This window comes from Epibacterium sp. Ofav1-8, assembly GCF_022348185.1.
Taxonomy (GTDB): domain Bacteria; phylum Pseudomonadota; class Alphaproteobacteria; order Rhodobacterales; family Rhodobacteraceae; genus Epibacterium.
In genome coordinates, this window is the sequence record NZ_JAKRFD010000001.1 from 563185 (window position 1) to 578929 (window position 15745).

The 15745-nt window shown below is 60.9% G+C and carries 16 protein-coding genes; 14 read left to right on the forward strand and 2 right to left on the reverse strand.

Annotation, left to right across the window (positions count from 1 at the left end; all coding sequences use genetic code 11):
* Positions 1-10 precede the first annotated feature (10 nt).
* Positions 11-733 carry a GntR family transcriptional regulator gene (locus tag MHM97_RS02725; protein WP_239319163.1) on the reverse strand — a complete coding sequence of 241 codons (723 nt, stop codon included), beginning with the start codon at positions 731-733 and terminating at the stop codon, positions 11-13.
* Between the two features lie 113 nt (positions 734-846).
* On the opposite strand from MHM97_RS02725, the gene MHM97_RS02730 reads away from it, so the two are divergent.
* The 6 genes from MHM97_RS02730 to MHM97_RS02755 are packed head-to-tail and all read left to right on the forward strand — an operon-like array spanning position 847 to position 6445.
* Entirely contained in the window at positions 847-2001 is a 1155-nt protein-coding gene (locus MHM97_RS02730; RefSeq protein ID WP_239319166.1) for an LLM class flavin-dependent oxidoreductase, read from the forward strand.
* Positions 2001-2891 carry an aldo/keto reductase gene (locus MHM97_RS02735; protein WP_239319167.1) on the forward strand — a complete coding sequence of 297 codons (891 nt, stop codon included), beginning with the start codon at positions 2001-2003 and terminating at the stop codon, positions 2889-2891. Before MHM97_RS02730 ends, MHM97_RS02735 begins: the two co-directional genes overlap by 1 nt.
* Before the next feature lies 1 nt (position 2892).
* Positions 2893-3414, forward strand: coding sequence for a flavin reductase family protein (locus MHM97_RS02740; RefSeq protein WP_305037466.1), 522 nt, complete (start codon positions 2893-2895; stop codon positions 3412-3414).
* A 59-nt stretch (positions 3415-3473) separates the two neighbouring features.
* Positions 3474-4064, forward strand: a complete 591-nt coding sequence (locus MHM97_RS02745) for a TRAP transporter small permease (RefSeq protein WP_239319168.1) — start codon at positions 3474-3476, stop codon at positions 4062-4064.
* Positions 4064-5353: a TRAP transporter large permease gene (locus MHM97_RS02750; protein WP_239319169.1), complete on the forward strand. Its 1290-nt coding sequence runs from the start codon at positions 4064-4066 to the stop codon at positions 5351-5353. Before MHM97_RS02745 ends, MHM97_RS02750 begins: the two co-directional genes overlap by 1 nt.
* Positions 5354-5386: 33 nt before the next feature.
* Complete coding sequence (locus tag MHM97_RS02755) at positions 5387-6445, forward strand: TRAP transporter substrate-binding protein (RefSeq protein WP_239319170.1); 1059 nt, start codon at positions 5387-5389, stop codon at positions 6443-6445.
* 209 nt (positions 6446-6654) lie between these two features.
* Here the strand turns inward: MHM97_RS02755 and MHM97_RS02760 are convergent, their stop codons facing one another.
* Positions 6655-7254, reverse strand: a complete 600-nt coding sequence (locus MHM97_RS02760) for a TetR/AcrR family transcriptional regulator (protein WP_239319171.1) — start codon at positions 7252-7254, stop codon at positions 6655-6657.
* A gap of 124 nt (positions 7255-7378) precedes the next feature.
* On the opposite strand from MHM97_RS02760, the gene MHM97_RS02765 reads away from it, so the two are divergent.
* The 8 genes from MHM97_RS02765 (at position 7379) to MHM97_RS02800 (ending at position 15294) form a co-directional block, all read left to right on the forward strand.
* Positions 7379-7777, forward strand: a complete 399-nt coding sequence (locus tag MHM97_RS02765; protein ID WP_239319173.1) for a RidA family protein — start codon at positions 7379-7381, stop codon at positions 7775-7777.
* 147 nt (positions 7778-7924) lie between these two features.
* Positions 7925-8830, forward strand: coding sequence for a protoglobin domain-containing protein (locus MHM97_RS02770; protein WP_239319174.1), 906 nt, complete (start codon positions 7925-7927; stop codon positions 8828-8830).
* Positions 8831-8834: 4 nt separating this feature from the next.
* A complete protein-coding gene (locus MHM97_RS02775; RefSeq protein ID WP_239319176.1) occupies positions 8835-9188 on the forward strand; it encodes an STAS domain-containing protein in 354 nt (117 codons plus the stop codon).
* 1 nt (position 9189) lies between these two features.
* Positions 9190-9609 (forward strand): anti-sigma regulatory factor, encoded by a 420-nt coding sequence (locus tag MHM97_RS02780; protein ID WP_239319177.1) that lies wholly within the window; start codon positions 9190-9192, stop codon positions 9607-9609.
* On the forward strand, positions 9609-10223 hold the full coding sequence (locus MHM97_RS02785) for a SpoIIE family protein phosphatase (protein ID WP_239319178.1): 615 nt from the start codon (positions 9609-9611) through the stop codon (positions 10221-10223). Before MHM97_RS02780 ends, MHM97_RS02785 begins: the two co-directional genes overlap by 1 nt.
* On the forward strand, positions 10220-11389 hold the full coding sequence (locus MHM97_RS02790; protein ID WP_239319180.1) for a sensor histidine kinase: 1170 nt from the start codon (positions 10220-10222) through the stop codon (positions 11387-11389). Before MHM97_RS02785 ends, MHM97_RS02790 begins: the two co-directional genes overlap by 4 nt.
* Complete coding sequence (locus tag MHM97_RS02795) at positions 11386-11808, forward strand: response regulator (RefSeq protein ID WP_239319182.1); 423 nt, start codon at positions 11386-11388, stop codon at positions 11806-11808. Before MHM97_RS02790 ends, MHM97_RS02795 begins: the two co-directional genes overlap by 4 nt.
* Positions 11809-12081: 273 nt before the next feature.
* Positions 12082-15294: a reductive dehalogenase gene (locus MHM97_RS02800; protein WP_239319184.1), complete on the forward strand. Its 3213-nt coding sequence runs from the start codon at positions 12082-12084 to the stop codon at positions 15292-15294.
* Positions 15295-15745: the final 451 nt, after the last annotated feature.

Here is a 15745-nt window from a genome sequence, read left to right on the forward strand (position 1 = left end):
ACTGTCTCCCTCAAATCAGGCGCTGCACGTAGAGCGCCTTGCTTGTGTCGAACCAGGTTCGGGAAAACTCCACCGGGGACGCGGTGTCGGCCCAGCTGAAGCGTTCGATGTATCCGGTGAGCGTGCCGGGCGTGAGCGCGAAGCCCTGTGGCGACCAATCGGGCACCTGGCCGATGGACACGCGATCCTCTGCCCGTGCGATAATCAGGCCCAGTTGCATCTGGTAGGTCCGATAAAGCGAATCCGACATGCTCTCGGGTTTGATGATGCCGGCATCGCCATCGAGCCAGATTTCCTCGACAGCGATGGGCGTGCGGTTCAGGAATCGCAACCGGCGCACGCGCGTGCCATGATCGGCGGTGCCGAAGGCGGGCAGGTCAGCCGGCTTGGGAACCGCTGCGACCTCCAAGATGTCGGCCGTCGGCAGGCCGCCGCCGGTGGTCAGTTCGAGCCGGAACATCGAATAGACGCTCTGCACCTTGTGGTTGGCGCGTATGTAATTACCCGACCCCTGGATACGCTCCAGCATCCCCTTTTTCTCCAGCTCCGACAGGGCTTTGCGCAGGGTCCGCACCGTCGTTCCATGGCTCTTGGCCATATCCCGTTCCGGCGCCAGCCGCTGACCATCCACCAGGCGGCCGGCGGCGATCTCGCGGATCAGGAATTCGCTGATCTGCATATAGATGGGAAGCGCCGTTGGGGCAGTGCGGTCAAGGTCGTTCGGCGGTGTCATGCGAGATCCCATGCGCAAGAGTGTAGACGGGCAGAAATAATTGATGCACCATTGATGTACTTTAAATCTGCTGCTACGCAAGAGGAAATTCGATTGCCCGCCAGGAGACAGAAATGACCGTCGTTCCCATCACATCGCCCGATCTGGACGCTGCCGAAGTGTCATGGTTTTCCGCGCTCTGCTCGGACGATTATCAGTTTCTGGGCGTTCCGGACGGCGACCTGCGGTCGTCATGGGCACATTGTTCGGAGATCGTGAAAACCGCCGAGGCGCAGGGGTTTCGCAACATTCTGTGCCCGTCCTCGTACCAGGTCGGGCAGGACACGCTGTCCTTTGTCGCGGGCTGCGCGCCGATCACGTCAAAGATCAACCTGCTGGCCGCCGTGCGCTGCGGTGAAATGCAGCCGATCATGCTGGCCCGCACCATCGCGACCCTCGATCACATGCTTGAAGGGCGGCTGACGGTGAACATCATCTCCTCCGATTTTCCGGGAGAGAAGGCGGAGAGCGCCTATCGCTATCAGCGCTCGCGCGAGGTGGTGGAGATCCTGAAACAGGCCTGGACACGGGATGAGATCAACTACGAGGGCGAGGTCTACAACTTCAAGGGCCTGACCACCGATCCGGTGCGTCCGTATCAGACCGGCGGTCCGCTGCTTTACTTCGGGGGCTACAGCCCTTCGGCGTTGGAGCTGTGCGGGCAGCATTGTGACGTCTACCTGATGTGGCCGGAAAAGATGGAAGAGCTGCAAGGCCGCATGCAGGCCGTGCACTCCGTCGCCGAGAAATACGATCGCACATTGGACTATGGCCTGCGCGTGCATGTGATCGTGCGCGATACCGAGGCAGAAGCCCGGGAGTATGCGGACCACATCGTGTCCAAGCTGGATGACGAACAGGGTACCGCGATCCGCGAACGCGCTCTTGATGCAAAATCGCTTGGGGTCAGCCATCAGGCAAAGAACCGTGAGGTCGCGGATGACGCGGGCTTTATCGAGCCGCATCTGTGGACCGGTGTAGGGCGCGCGCGTTCGGGTTGCGGCGCGGCGCTGGTTGGCTCTACGGATCAGGTGATGAGCAAGCTGGAAGCCTATCAGAAGATGGGAATCCGCGCCTTCATCCTGTCCGGCTATCCGCATATCGACGAGGCCAAGCACTTCGGTGCCCGCATTCTGCCCAACATGAAAACCTGCTCGTTGCCCGAGGCCTATGGCCGTGTACCGGCGAGCCCCCCAGAAACACCCCTTGGTGTAGGAGTACGTCGCTGATGGACCGCGTAAAACTCTCTGATGACTTGGAATTTTCCCGTCTGATCTACGGCATGTGGCGGATCGGTGATGATGCCGACACCTCCGTGAAACATGTGGAGGCCAAGATCCACGCCTGTCTCGAACAGGGGATCACCACCTTCGATCAGGCCGATATCTATGGCGATTATGGCGCCGAGGGCATCCTTGGCACCGCGCTCAAGGCCAATCCGGCCCTGCGTGACCGGATGGAGATCGTGACCAAATGCGATATCGTTGCGCCCATCGGCCTGCACAGCGACAAGCCGGTCAAATACTATGACACCTCGCGCGCCTATGTCGAAGGCGCGGTGGACCGATCACTGACAGAGATGGGGATCGAGCAGATCGACCTTCTGCTGATCCACCGCCCGGATCCGCTGATGGACCACCACGAGACCGGCGCCACGCTGGATGATCTGGTGAAGTCCGGCAAGGTCAAGGCTGTGGGCGTGTCGAACTTTCGCCCCTGGGACTGGAAACTGCTGCAATCGGCAATGTCGAACCCGCTGGTGACCAACCAGATCGAGATCTCGCTGTCGGAAGTGTCTCCCTTCACCAATGGCGATCTGGCGTTCCACCAGATGCAGGGGGACGCGGTGATGGCCTGGTCGCCGCTCGGTGGCGGCAGCCTGATGACCGGCTCGGGTGAGTTGGCGTCGCGCCTTGATGAGGTGGCGACAGCGCAAGGGGTGGATCGTGCGGCCGTTGCCGTTGCGTTCCTCCTGCGGCATCCGGCCAAGATCCTGCCGGTGATGGGCACCAACAACCTGGCCCGCATCGCAACGATTTCCGATGCCCAGAAGGTCGAGCTGGATCGCCAGACCTGGTTCCGCCTCTATGAGGCCGCTTTGGGTCGGGAGGTGGCATAACATGGGCCTGCAAATGAACGACAAGATGCAGAAGGCCTTTGTGCCGGATGAAAGCAACACCCGCCTGCTGCGCGATGCCTTTGGCCGTTTTGCCACCGGTGTGACCATCGTGACGGCCACCACGCCCGAGGGCGTGGTGGCAATCACCGCCAGCAGTTTCTCGTCGGTCTCGCTGACGCCGCCGATGGTGCTCTGGTCGCCGGACCGCAATTCGCGCCGCTTTCCCCATTTCGAAAAGGCCGAGCACTACGCGATCCACGTGCTCGCCGCCGACCAGCAGGACCTTTGCTACAGCGTCGCCAAGGATGCCGCGGGGCTGCGCGATCTTGATCTGGCCCTGAACGCGGAGGGCGTTCCGGTGCTGGAGGGCTGTCTGGCGCGTTTCGAATGCACCCGCCACGCGGTCTACGACGGAGGAGACCATGCCATCGTGCTGGGCGTCGTGAACCGGGCGGAGATGCGCGAGGAGGGCGAGGCGCTTGCCTTCTTCAAGGGACAGATGGGCCGCATTACCGCGCATTAGGCCGCGCGATTTGACTGCGCCGGCGGAGGAGCCCGGCCTGTCGTTTGGGGAGGAACAAGATGAACGCATTGATGGCGGTGGTGACACCGCTGTACTGGATCAACGCAACCTTGTTGCGCCTCGGGCGCTGGGTTGGCTGTGTTGCTGTGGCCGCCATGGTCGTCGCGATCCTGATCCAGGTCTTCTTTCGCTATGTGATGAACAACGCGCTGCCTTGGCCGGACGAGGCGGCGCGTTTCTGCATGCTCTGGATGACCGGCTTGATGGCGCCGACGGCGTTCCGACAGGGGGGCTTTGTCGCCATCGACACGCTGTCGGCGATGCTCCCGCTTCGGATCGGGTCGCTGCTGTCGCTGGTGCTTCTTTGCCTGAGCCTGCTGGTCCTGGTGGTTGCGGTGAAAATCGGCATCGGAGAGGTGACGGGGATCGGCGGTCGTTTTGCCACCGCGTCGCTCTACCTGCCCAATTCGCTTGGGTTTGACAGTTGGTTCCGGATACCGCGTTCGTGGATGATGCTGTCGCTGCTCGTTGGCATTGTGCTGCTGATCCTCGTCAATGTTGAACTGATCCTGCACCGCATCGTTGCCCTGTTGGGCGGCGCGGACCGGCTGCCGGAAATCGAATTCGCCACGGCGGGAGGTGCCGAATAATGCTGATCTGGTTCCTTCCGCTGTTTCTTGTCTTTCTCATGGTGGGGTTGCCGGTCTTCTTCGGCCTGCTGGCCGCGCCTGGCATCATGCTGTGGCTGGGCGGGCAGGAGCGCGACATCACGCTCCTGTACCGCAATCTCTACAACGGCATGGACAGCTTCCCGCTGATGGCGATCCCCTTCTTCATGCTGGCGGGCGAACTGATGAACAAGGGCGGGATCACCCTGCGGCTTGTGGAGTTTTCGCAGGCCCTGATGGGGCACCTGCGCGGCGGGCTGGCGCATGTGAACGTGCTGTCCTCGATGCTCTTTGCCGGGCTCTCGGGCTCCGCCGTGGCGGATACCTCGGCGCTGGGCTCCATGTTGATCCCGGCCATGGAAAAACAGGGCTATACCCGCAAATTCGCCGCGGCGATCACTGCGGCAAGCTCGGTGATCGGCCCGATCATCCCTCCTTCGGGGATCATGATTATCTATGCCTATGTGATGGGAGAGAGCGTCGCAGCCCTGTTTCTGGCGGGCCTGGTGCCGGGGGCGCTCGTCGGTTTTGGCCTGATGGGAATGATCAAGATCATGGCGGACAAATACGACTTTCCCGTCGCCTCTCGTCGCTACAGCTGGGGCGAACGTGGACAGGCCAGTCTCAAGGCCTTCTTTCCGCTGCTGACCCCGGTCATCATCCTTGGGGGCATCCTCGCCGGGGTCTTTACCCCGACGGAGGCCGCGGCGGTCGCGGTTGCCTATGCGCTGTTCATCGGCCTCTTTGTGCTGCGCACGCTGAAACTGCGAGAACTGCCGGATGTGATGACGCGGGCCGGGATCACCTCTGCCGTGGTGTTGTTGCTGGTCGGCGCGGCGATGTCGTTCAAGACGGTGGTGTCGCTCAGCCATGCGCCGGAGCAGCTGGCAGAATTCATCCTGGCGCTGACCGAGAATCCGTTGTTGCTGCTGTTCCTGATCAACCTCTTGTTGTTCGTGGTCGGCATGTTTCTGGACGCGGGACCGGCGATCATCATTCTCGGTCCGATCCTTGGCCCCGTCTTTGCGGGTCTGGGGGTCGACAGCGTGCACTTCGCCATCATCATGTGTGTGAACCTGACCGTCGGTCTGGCGACGCCGCCGATGGGGCTGGTCCTGTTCGTGGCCTCTGCCGTCTCCGGCGAGCGGGTCACCACGATCGCCCGTGCCATTCTGCCGTTCCTGGCCGTGGAAATCGCGGTGATCTTCCTGATCACCTTTGTCCCGGCCATCTCGATGACGATCCCCCGCCTGACGGGGTTCGTGAACTGACCTTAAAATCAAGAGCATCAGGGAGGATACTAAATGCTCAAGAAAGCGTTGAAGACCGTCGCAGTCGCGGCACTTATGGCTGGGACTGCGCTCTCGGCCTCGGCCGCGGATTATACCATCCGCGCGACGGCCAATTCCAACGAAAACGACGAGGACTATGACGGCCTCGTGGTGTTCAAGAACTACGTCGAAGCAGCCTCCAATGGCGCGATCGAGGTGGAGCTGTTCATCGGAACCCAGCTCTGCTCGAACGGGGCGGAGTGTCTGCAAGGCGTCGCCGATGGGTCCATCGACGTCTATATCTCCACCTCTGGCGGCGCGTCCGGTCTGTTCCCTTATGTGCAGGTGCTGGACCTGCCCTATCTGATGGCCGACGACCGGGTGGCGGAGCATGTGCTGTCCGGGGATTTCACCCGCACTATCCGCGACATGGCGCTTGAGGATTCCGGCGATACCATCCGCCTGATGACCATCGGCAACACCGGCGGCTGGCGCAACTTTGCCAATACCAAGCGACGGGTGGCCGAGCCTGCGGATATGGAAGGTCTGAAGATCCGCACCGTGGTTGCCGACCTGCCGCAAGAGCTGGTCAAGGCCCTTGGTGCGTCGCCGACGCCGATCCCGTGGCCGGAGCTGTTCACCTCGTTCCAGACCGGCGTTGTCGAAGGGTCGAAGAACGGCATCACCGACATCATGAGCATGAAGTTCCCGGATGCGGGTTTGCAGTATGTGACGCTGGACGGTCATGCCTACATGGGCGCGCTGTGGTGGATGTCGAACGAAACCTTCATGGCGATGCCGGAAGACATGCGTCAGGTGGTCGTCGATGGCTTCTATGCGCTGCAACAGGCCACCTTTGCCTCGCCCAAGCGCAAATCCATCGCAGCCTATGAGGACTTCGTTGCCGGCGGCGGGGATCTCTACGTGCCAACGCCAGAGCAGAAAGCTGCCTTCAAAGAGGCCGCGTCCCCGGTCTATGACTGGTTCAAGGCCAATGTCGACAAGGGCGAAGAAGCCTTTACGGCCCTGACCGAAGCCGTTGCTCGGGCCGAAGCCGACATTGACGCTGCCCGGGCCAAAGATCTGAACTGATCTCTGATGACCACAGGCCAGGGGCTGGTGCAGGATCACTGCCGCCAGACCCTGATGCCTCTGCGGTCTGATGGACATTGCATCTCCCCTCGGATCCTGTCCGCGGGGGGATGCCACTGCACTGCGGCGGTCCCACCGTCGGCCTGCAACGCCAGGCTGTGCGCCTCTCCGGCCGGTGATCACGATCTGGCCGGGGGCAGTTGCGGCTCTTACTCGGGATGAGTGTTTAGAACGCCTGAGGCAAGGCACTCAAAGGCGGCAAGCGCTTTGGGAAGCGTGGCTTCCGGATCGTCGCTGGTGCCCACCCACAAGGCTGCATTCAGGGCGACGCCATTCAACAGCCGCGCGACCGCTTCGATGTCAACCGGCTTGATGATATGCGCCTGTGCCAACTCCTGCAGGGTCATGATCGTGGCTTGCAGGCATTTGTTCTGGCTGGGCCATTGCGCCGGATCGCCCAGAACCGCAGGTCCGTCCAGCAGGACAATCCGCTGCACTTCCGGTTCGAGTGCCATGCGGATGTAGGCCGCACCCTCTGCCAGCAATCCGGGCCAACCGCCTCCGGCTTTTGTACCCGCCGCCTTGGCATCCGCCGCCATGGCGCTGTCGATCTGGTCGACAACTGCTGCGAGCAACCCGCGTTTGTCGCCGAAATTGTGATAGAGCGCCCCGCGGGTCAGGCCAGCCTCCGCGGTCAACTCATCCATGGAGGCTTGGGCAAAGCCTTTTTCGGCAAACGCCCGGCGCCCGGCGTCTATCAGTTTCAGTCGGGTTTCTTCCATCTTCTCGGCGCGAGATCGTGGTGCCATTCAATCCATTCCCTTCATATACGATGCGTATGCCAATTGACATACGGCGCGTATCTGATTATTTGACATACGTAGCGTATATGAACGCGCGTGATCCTACCATTCTTATCTCTGCGAGGTTGTCATGGCACTGAACAATGAACCGATTTTTCCAGCAAATCGCCACGCGCTCTATGCGCAACATGGGTATTCCGCCGCGATCAGGTCAGGAGACCTGGTGTTTGTTTCGGGGCAGGTCGGCAGTCGCGAGGATGGCACCCCGGAACCGGAGTTCAAGGCGCAGGTCGAGCGCGCGTTTGAGAACCTGCGCGCTGTTCTTGACGCGGCCGGGTGCGCATTTGCCGACATTGTGGATGTGACCACGTTTCATACGGATCCGGAACAGCAGTTTGCTGACATCATGGAGGTCAAGGCGGTCATGTTCCCGGATGCCCCCTACCCGAACTGGACCGCCGTCGGGGTAAACTGGCTCGCTGGATTTGATTTCGAAATCAAGGTGGTGGCGCGTATGCCCGCGCAATAACAACCGGGGCTTGGCGCGCGCGGATCGACGTCTGCGAGGGCACGTTCGCCTCCCCCAAACGCAGACGCCGCGATTAAGGCCCTGTTAACGACGCGGGCATAGGGTTGGAGGTGTTACGATGTAGTGTTAGGCGGTTCGAGGTGTCCCATGCTCGAGATTATTGCGTCCTCGGCGGAGGATGCGCGCGATGGTTATGATCTGCAAAAGGCGATGAAATGGTTCGACCTGTCGCCGGAAGACCGGGATCGAACCATGCAGCTCGGCGAAATCTCCGAGAGCGTGGCCGAGGCGATCATTGAAGCCTTCTATGAACATCTGCTCAGTGACCCGGTGGCGGCGCAGCATTTCCACGGCCCCGACCACGTCGAAAAGGTCAAAGCCGGGCAGCTGCGCTACTTCAGGGAATTGATCTCCGCGGAGCTGGATGACGATTACATCGCGGATCGTCGCCGGATCGGCGGCATTCATGAACGCACGGGGGTCACGCCGACGCTGTATATCGGCGCGTATGCCTTCTATCTGAACCGCCTCGCGACGATCGTGCTCGACCGGATGAAGGAAGAGCCCGACTCGGCCTTCCCACTGCTGCTGTCCTTGTTCAAATTCGCGCATTTTGACATGGCGCTGGCGCTTGAGACCTATGTGGACACCCGCGAAGAGACCATCCGGGATCGCGAGCGGGAGCTGAGCGAACTGCCGACACCTGTGTTGCAACTGCGCCCCGGCCTATTGCTGATCCCCGTGGTCGGGACATTGGACAGCTTTCGTGCACGGGCGCTGACGGTGCAATTGCTCGAGGGTATTCGGGCGCACCGGGCCCGGGCGGTGGTGCTTGACATCACCGGCGTCGCCGCGGTGGACAGTGCGGTGGCCAATCATCTGATCCAGACGATGTCGGCAGCACGCCTCATGGGGGTGCGCTCCGTCTTGACCGGGCTGTCGGCAGAGGTGGCGCAATCGCTTGTAAAGGTCGGTGTCACCGCAGAGAAATTGCAGACCGCCGGAGATCTGGAAAGTGGCATCGAGCTGGCCGACCGCTTGATGGCAGGGTAGGGGGATGAGCAGCCGTGTGCCCATTCTGCGCCAGGGAGACGTGCTGATCGCGTCGATTCAGGAAGAGTTGAGCGACGGGGACATTCTGGATCTTCAGTTGCGCATTCTCGAAGAGGTGATCCGCTGTCGGGCCAGTGGCGTGATCGTCGACGTGAGCGCATTGGATGTGCTCGACAGTTTCGGATCGCGCAGCCTGTCGGATATGGCACAGGCGGTGCGGCTGCGCGGCTCTCGGCTGGTGATCGTCGGGATCCAGCCGGATGTGGCCTATTCCATGGTCTTGCTGGGCGTCACCTTGCCGGATGTCGCCACAGCGCTGGATCTGGACCGTGGCCTGGCCTTGCTGGAGGCCGGCTAGCATGCAGGTAGAGGGGGCGCTTGGTGGCGATATTCAGGCCATTCGTCGTGATGCCGATGTCATCTCCGCCCGCCAATCCGGTCGGCAGATTGCCGAACGAATGGGGTACAGCCGGCCGGATCAGGCTCTGATCGCAACGGCGATTTCCGAACTCGCGCGCAATATCGTCAATTACGCCGGCAAGGGCGAAATCGAAATCACACCGGTACGACGGCGGGGCCGGATGGGGCTGCGTATCATCGCCCGCGACCACGGTCCCGGCATCGAGGACCTGGAGCGCGCAATGGCGGACGGGTTTTCCACCGGAAACAGTTTTGGTCTCGGACTGCCGGGGGCGAAGCGCATCATGGACGACTTTGATGTCGTTACCGCCGTGGGCGAGGGCGTCGTTGTCACGGCAATCAAGTGGATGGGGAGATAGTGGCAGGGCGGATCGATATCGTCGGCAGTTCCAATGTCCTGAGCTGGGCCGTTGCAGGGCGCGCCAAGGTTTCGGGGTACAGTGGCGATGGCTACATGCTGTTGCGCGATGGCGAGGACATATGTGCGGTTGTGATCGACGGTCTGGGGAGCGGCGCGGAGGCACATCAGGCGGCGACCATTGGGCTACGGGCGGTGCAGCAGCGGGACTGTACCTCGCTCGAGCAGATGTTTGCATCGGCTCATGAATCCTTGCGGCGTGTAAGGGGGGCGGCAATGGCGGTCGTGTCGGTATCCTTGCGGACGATGTCGGCATCCTGGGCGGCCGTTGGCGATGTCGACGGGCTGCATCTGCGGTGCGGAATGCCAAATGGCGGCCTGATCCAGAGAAGCGGCACGCTTGGGGTCGCCTATGACGGGATCCGCGTCATAGATATCGCACTCGAAGCGGGTGATGTGCTGGTTCTGACAACAGACGGGGTTCGGCGATCCTATCGCGGAGCCCCCATGCATGGGCATAATGTGCAAGCGCAGGCCGACACGATACTGGAGACCTATGGTCGGCCATCAGATGACTGCCTTGCGCTGGTTCTTAAGCTCGAGGCAACGAGATGAAAGCACTGTCTCTGATTGACCCTGAGCCGTTGAACGGAGATGCGGCACGCCGATACCGGCAGGCCCTGATTGCCTATGCGCGAAACGGCGGTGAGGCCGACCTTCTGGAGGCTTATGAATGCGCGCGCGCCGCATTGCAGGCGCAGGTTGCGATCAGCGACATCGGCGAAATCCACTTTCATGCCGCGCGCGAACTGCGGGCGGACAGTACAGATCGGGAGCTTACGGAAACCCGGCTCGAGGCCTTCTATCTCGAAGCGGTCTCGGTCTACGACATGGCGCTGCGCGGCTATGGCGCCAGCGTTGCAACGCTGACAAACGAGATCGCCGAACGCCGCCGCGTCGAGGAAGAGCTGCGCAAACTCTCCGGCATGTTGACCTTGCAGCGTGACCAGTTGGATCAGCAGGTGAGGGCGCGTACCGCCGAATTGCAGAACAAGGTCGAGGAATTGCGGGCGCTGAACGGTCAGTTGCGGCAGACCAATCAGGAACAGTCGCAGTTCACCTATGCGCTGTCGCATGATCTGAAGTCGCCCGTGAATACCATGACCAATATGCTGGATTTTCTTGCTTCCGACTATCAGGACTACATCGACGAAGACGGGCAGGAGCTGATCTCTGCGGCGCGCACGACAGCCGCACGCATGTCCCGGATCATAGCTGATACCCTGTGTTATTCGCAATTGGTTGGGGTGGAGCCTCGGTTCGAGACAGTTGATCTCGCGCAGCTCTGCAAAGAGGTGCTGGCGGATCTGCGTGCCGACATCGACGCAGCGCAGGCGAAGGTACATGTCGGAGCGCTTCCGGTGATACGAGGCCTTCCGACGCAGGTGCGCAGCCTGTTGCAAAACCTGATCTCCAACGGGCTGAAGTTTCGGGCGCCAGACCGCCCCTGCGTTTTGCGTATCGAGGCCACCAGCGACGTCGATGATTGCGAGGTGGAAGTGTCGGTCCGCGACAATGGTATCGGAATCGCGGCTGCACAGCAGGAACGGATTTTTGGATTGTTCCAGCGGTTGCACACGCATGACGACTATCCCGGAACCGGCATCGGACTGGCGCTGTGTCAGCGGGTTGCGCATGTTCACGGTGGATCCGTACAGGTGCAGTCCGAACCCGGAAAGGGCAGTTGTTTCAGTGTTCGGTTCTGGGGGGCGGGGGCATGAACGCGGCGGCGGAGTTGACGCGCGTCCTTGTGGTGGATGACGACAAGTTCGATCACCTTGCGTATCGGCGTCTCTTCAAAAAAGCGAATGCCGCTGTGGAGCTGATCCCCTGCTATTATGCGCGTGATGCGCTGGCGTATCTGCGCAGGCCGGACCACGCCCCCTTTGATGCGATCTTTCTGGACATCAACATGCCAGCGATGAATGGTCTGGAGTTTCTCGCGGCGGCGTCGGCGGAATTCGGTGAAGCCTTTTCCCATCAGGTGGTTGCGGTGATCTCGACCTCGATGGATCCGCGCGACCAGGAAGCGGCGGAAGGCTACGACGCGGTCAAGGCGTTCTACAGCAAGCCGATGACTATCGAGAAAATCGCTCATATCGGAGCCCTGGTGGCCGAGGCGCGCCGCGCCCACAGCTGATGATGTCGCGCAGGCACGACAGCGATATGCGAACAGTTATCAGGACGTGTTCCCCTCAGCCTCCCGCGACCTGAAACGCCGAGGGTCAAAACGGCCTCATCGGCGTTGATGGGGCGGGTTTGCTGATCCGGTTGGGGTATCCAGCCCAATAGCCCGTGCCACCTGTCGGCACGTCAGGCGTCTTCATTCTGCCAGATGCAGGGTAGCCGCGATAACACGCGAGCCGCGCCGCCGTTTTCAGGCGCACGCCACATCCGACGCAGGAGAGCCAGCATGTCCATTCGTTTCTTTTCCTCCCGGAACCGGCCGGTTCATTTGGGGCCGTTCCCGCTGGAGCGATTGAAGCGCTGCGATCATGCAGATCTGAGCGAGGTGCCGCCTTCGGCGCCGCTTGATTTCCGCCGGCCGCAAAAGCCCGACAGCATCATCAATGCGATGTGCGAATATCAGGCGATGATGGATGCGATCCGCGACGGGCTGGTGAATGGCTCTCGCGGCGAGGTTCCGACCGATCTGCAAGAGCGATCAGATCACATCAAAGCTTTTGGGTACTTTGCGGATGCCTCCATGGTGGGCATCGGTCCGATGAGGGATGAGGCGCGTTTGGCACATCCTTGGCACAACCCGGATATCGACCGTCTGGCCGAGGATCTGAAGACGCGTCAGACCAAGACGCTGGCCTCGGGGATCGATATGATCATGGCGGACCTCAAAGAAGCCATGCAAGCGCCACCCACCACGATTGGTGCGCATCGTCATGCGATTGTGTTCCTCTATGAAATGCCGCGTGATCCTCGCCCAAAAGAGGCGGGGTGTGACTGGATCGAGGGCGCGGAGGCGCATCGGGCCTGTTTGCGCAGCGCCGAAACGGCAGTGGTGATTGCCAACTACATCCGATTGCTGGGCTGGGATGCCAAGGCGCATACCGGGACGTCGTCTGATGTGGATCTGAACCGGCTCGCGGTTGCGGCGGGGTTGGTGCGTATGGAAGACGGCCAGCTTGTTGCGCCCTATTTGGGCACCCGATTTGGTCTGGCGGCCGTGACCACCGACTTTGACTTGGCTGAAGATCGTCCCTTGGCGCCGCTGCCCGAGCAGCCCGGACAAAACGGGCGCGATTTGCGCTGGTGGATCGGGGCAGGGGCAGAGCGGTCTGCCCTGAACGGTGATCCGTATAAAGACCGCGATTTTCGCGACGGCCCGCACCCTTTTGAGACACTGAAGCGGGTAGAGACGCCCACGACATATATAGATGAGGCGCGCGTGGCCCGTGTGCCCAAACGCGCCGATATGTTTGCCCGTGCCCAGTTCGGCGATATGGGCAAGGGGAACCAAAAGGCCGCGACCGGCGGGTTCTATGTCCGCAAGGCGGCGCCTTCGATGGCGCAGCGGCGGATGCTTGGGGCCTTTGTGCTGTTGCAGGACGGCACGCCTGCCGACGGGCCTCGTCCGACGGATGCCACGCTCAATGCGGATATGGTGAAGGCGGCGTCCTATTGGTTGGGGATTGATGCGGTCGGGATCAGCCGTTGCCCGGATTGGACATGGTATAGCCATGACGCCACCGGCACACCCATTGTGCCGGATCAACCGCATGCGATTTCGATGATCGTCGATCAGGGGTTCGACACGACCGAGGGGACCTCTGGCGACGACTGGATTGCGGTTGCGCAATCCATGCGCGCGTATTTGCGGTTCTCACTGTTGGGGGGCGTGATTGCACGCCAGATCCGCAATCTTGGTTATAAGGCCAAGGCGCATACGGTGATGGATGGCGAGGTTCTGCAACCGCCCTTGCTGTTGCTGTCCGGTCTGGGTGAGGTCTCACGCATTGGCGAGGTGATCCTCAACCCCTTCCTCGGTCCGCGCCTGAAATCCGGTGTGGTGACCACCGACATGCCGATGGCGCATGACAAGCCGATTGACTTCGGCCTGCAATCCTTTTGCGAGTCCTGTAATAAATGTGCGCGCGAATGCCCGTCGGGCGCGATCACCGCTGGCCCGAAGCTGATGTTTAACGGCTACGAGATCTGGAAATCCGACAGCCAGAAATGCACCACCTACCGGATCACCACGCCCGGCGGCGCGATGTGCGGGCGGTGCATGAAGACCTGTCCTTGGAACCTCGAAGGGATCTTTGCGGAAAAGCCCTTCCGCTGGGCGGCAATGAACATTCCCAAGGCCGCCCCTGCTTTGGCCCGGCTCGACGATATGCTGGGCCATGGCGAGATGAACCCGACCAAGAAATGGTGGTGGGATCTGGAGCTGGAAGAAGACGGTGCCTATCGCCCGACCCGGCATCCGGTGAATGCGCGGGATCTGCAAAAGGACCTCAACCTGCGCTACGAGGACCAGACGCTGGCAGTTTACCCGGCGCACCTCGCACCGCACCCCTATCCCTATCCGTTTCCGATGGATCGCGAAGCCGGGATCGAAGCCTATCAGGCCATGATCACCGCTGAGGAATACAAACAGCGCCGGGAGCGGGGCGAAACAGGTGACTGGGATCACCTTTATACCAATGATGACGAGAGCCCGGTTCTGCAGGTGATCGTCTCAAAGGTCGAAGAGATGGCCGCAGGAGTCACAAAATACGAATTCCGTGCTGCCGATGGCTCCGATCTGCCGGAGTGGAGTGCCGGAGCGCATCTTGATATCGTCGTCGCCCCAGAGTTTCTGCGTCAGTATTCCATGTCGGGCAATCCGGCGGATCGCTCGCATTACCAGATTGGCGTGTTGCGAGAAGAGGCCGGGCGCGGTGGCTCAAAGCTTTTGCACAGGATCTTCTCGGAAGGGCGCCGGATTTTCATCTCTCGCCCGATCAATCACTTTCCGCTCGATGAAAGCGCCAGCAAGACTTTTTTGATGGGGGGCGGGATTGGGGTCACGCCGATGATTGCCATGGCGCACCGCTTGCATGCGTTGGGCGCGGAGTTTGAGTTCCACTATTCGATCAAGTCGCGGGAGCAGGGCGGCTACCTCGATGATCTCGCCCAGATGCCTTGGGCGTCCAAGGTCCACCTCCATGTATCACAAGAGGGGACGCGGGCAGCCTTTGACCAGATCCTGTCGGGGTATCAGCCGGGCTGCCACGTCTACACCTGCGGGGCCGCGCCCTATATGGAAGCTGTCATGACTGCGGCTGAGGCTGCCGGTTTCCCGGAGGACGCAAGGCATCTGGAGTATTTCTCTGTGCCTGAGCAGCCAGAGTATGAAAATCATCCCTTTGTCTTGAGGCTGGCGCGTTCTGGTCGCGAGATCCAGGTGAGTGCGGAGCAAACCGCCACGGATGCATTGGCCGAGCAGGGCATCCATGTAGATGTAAAATGTGCTGACGGTATCTGTGGCGTCTGTAAATGCGGATTGCTGGCCGGAGAGGCTGAGCACCGTGACTTCGTTCTGTCCAAAGCGCAACGGCGCGATGCGATAGTCTTGTGCCAATCTCGCGCAGCAGACCCCGACGGGGTGCTGGAAATCGACCTATAGGACGAATGTCTGGAGGGCAGGCGGGCGACTCGAGTCGTCGATTCCGCATCGCCCTGGTGTGTGCCAGAGTTTCGAACGCAATATATAGACATGGCTTCATGATTCATCTCACGGCAAACCATTAAGCTTGGGGAGGGTGAGCAAAATCCTCAATGTCGGCATTACTTTAAGATTCTTGTAAGTGCTTGAAAACATGTTGTTTTGTTGGATGTGGGTGAAAAAATGACAGTTTTGCAAAAAAGGGGTTGCGGGCATCTGAGGTTATGCTTAGAACCCCCTTCACCGGCGGCGCTGAGGCGCTACGGGGCGCGGCGGAGACGCTGCTGACGGATCGGAAAGACGGTTTAGACGCTCAGGAGAGACTGGGGCATTCTTGGTTGGATGTAGGCGGTGGCGCTGCAAGATTTGCGCGACGGTCTGCTTTTGGGTCTTGGGTGTTTGCTCTTTGACA

What these genes read in the sequence shown, in the direction of transcription:
- MHM97_RS02725 (WP_239319163.1), bottom strand. Translation starts at nt 733, where the DNA reads ATGACACCGCCGAACGACCTTGACCGCACTGCCCCAACGGCGCTTCCC.
- MHM97_RS02730 (WP_239319166.1), top strand. Translation starts at nt 847, where the DNA reads ATGACCGTCGTTCCCATCACATCGCCCGATCTGGACGCTGCCGAAGTG.
- MHM97_RS02735 (WP_239319167.1), top strand. Translation starts at nt 2,001, where the DNA reads ATGGACCGCGTAAAACTCTCTGATGACTTGGAATTTTCCCGTCTGATC.
- MHM97_RS02740 (WP_305037466.1), top strand. Translation starts at nt 2,893, where the DNA reads ATGGGCCTGCAAATGAACGACAAGATGCAGAAGGCCTTTGTGCCGGAT.
- MHM97_RS02745 (WP_239319168.1), top strand. Translation starts at nt 3,474, where the DNA reads ATGAACGCATTGATGGCGGTGGTGACACCGCTGTACTGGATCAACGCA.
- MHM97_RS02750 (WP_239319169.1), top strand. Translation starts at nt 4,064, where the DNA reads ATGCTGATCTGGTTCCTTCCGCTGTTTCTTGTCTTTCTCATGGTGGGG.
- MHM97_RS02755 (WP_239319170.1), top strand. Translation starts at nt 5,387, where the DNA reads ATGCTCAAGAAAGCGTTGAAGACCGTCGCAGTCGCGGCACTTATGGCT.
- MHM97_RS02760 (WP_239319171.1), bottom strand. Translation starts at nt 7,254, where the DNA reads ATGGCACCACGATCTCGCGCCGAGAAGATGGAAGAAACCCGACTGAAA.
- MHM97_RS02765 (WP_239319173.1), top strand. Translation starts at nt 7,379, where the DNA reads ATGGCACTGAACAATGAACCGATTTTTCCAGCAAATCGCCACGCGCTC.
- MHM97_RS02770 (WP_239319174.1), top strand. Translation starts at nt 7,925, where the DNA reads ATGCTCGAGATTATTGCGTCCTCGGCGGAGGATGCGCGCGATGGTTAT.
- MHM97_RS02775 (WP_239319176.1), top strand. Translation starts at nt 8,835, where the DNA reads ATGAGCAGCCGTGTGCCCATTCTGCGCCAGGGAGACGTGCTGATCGCG.
- MHM97_RS02780 (WP_239319177.1), top strand. Translation starts at nt 9,190, where the DNA reads ATGCAGGTAGAGGGGGCGCTTGGTGGCGATATTCAGGCCATTCGTCGT.
- MHM97_RS02790 (WP_239319180.1), top strand. Translation starts at nt 10,220, where the DNA reads ATGAAAGCACTGTCTCTGATTGACCCTGAGCCGTTGAACGGAGATGCG.
- MHM97_RS02795 (WP_239319182.1), top strand. Translation starts at nt 11,386, where the DNA reads ATGAACGCGGCGGCGGAGTTGACGCGCGTCCTTGTGGTGGATGACGAC.
- MHM97_RS02800 (WP_239319184.1), top strand. Translation starts at nt 12,082, where the DNA reads ATGTCCATTCGTTTCTTTTCCTCCCGGAACCGGCCGGTTCATTTGGGG.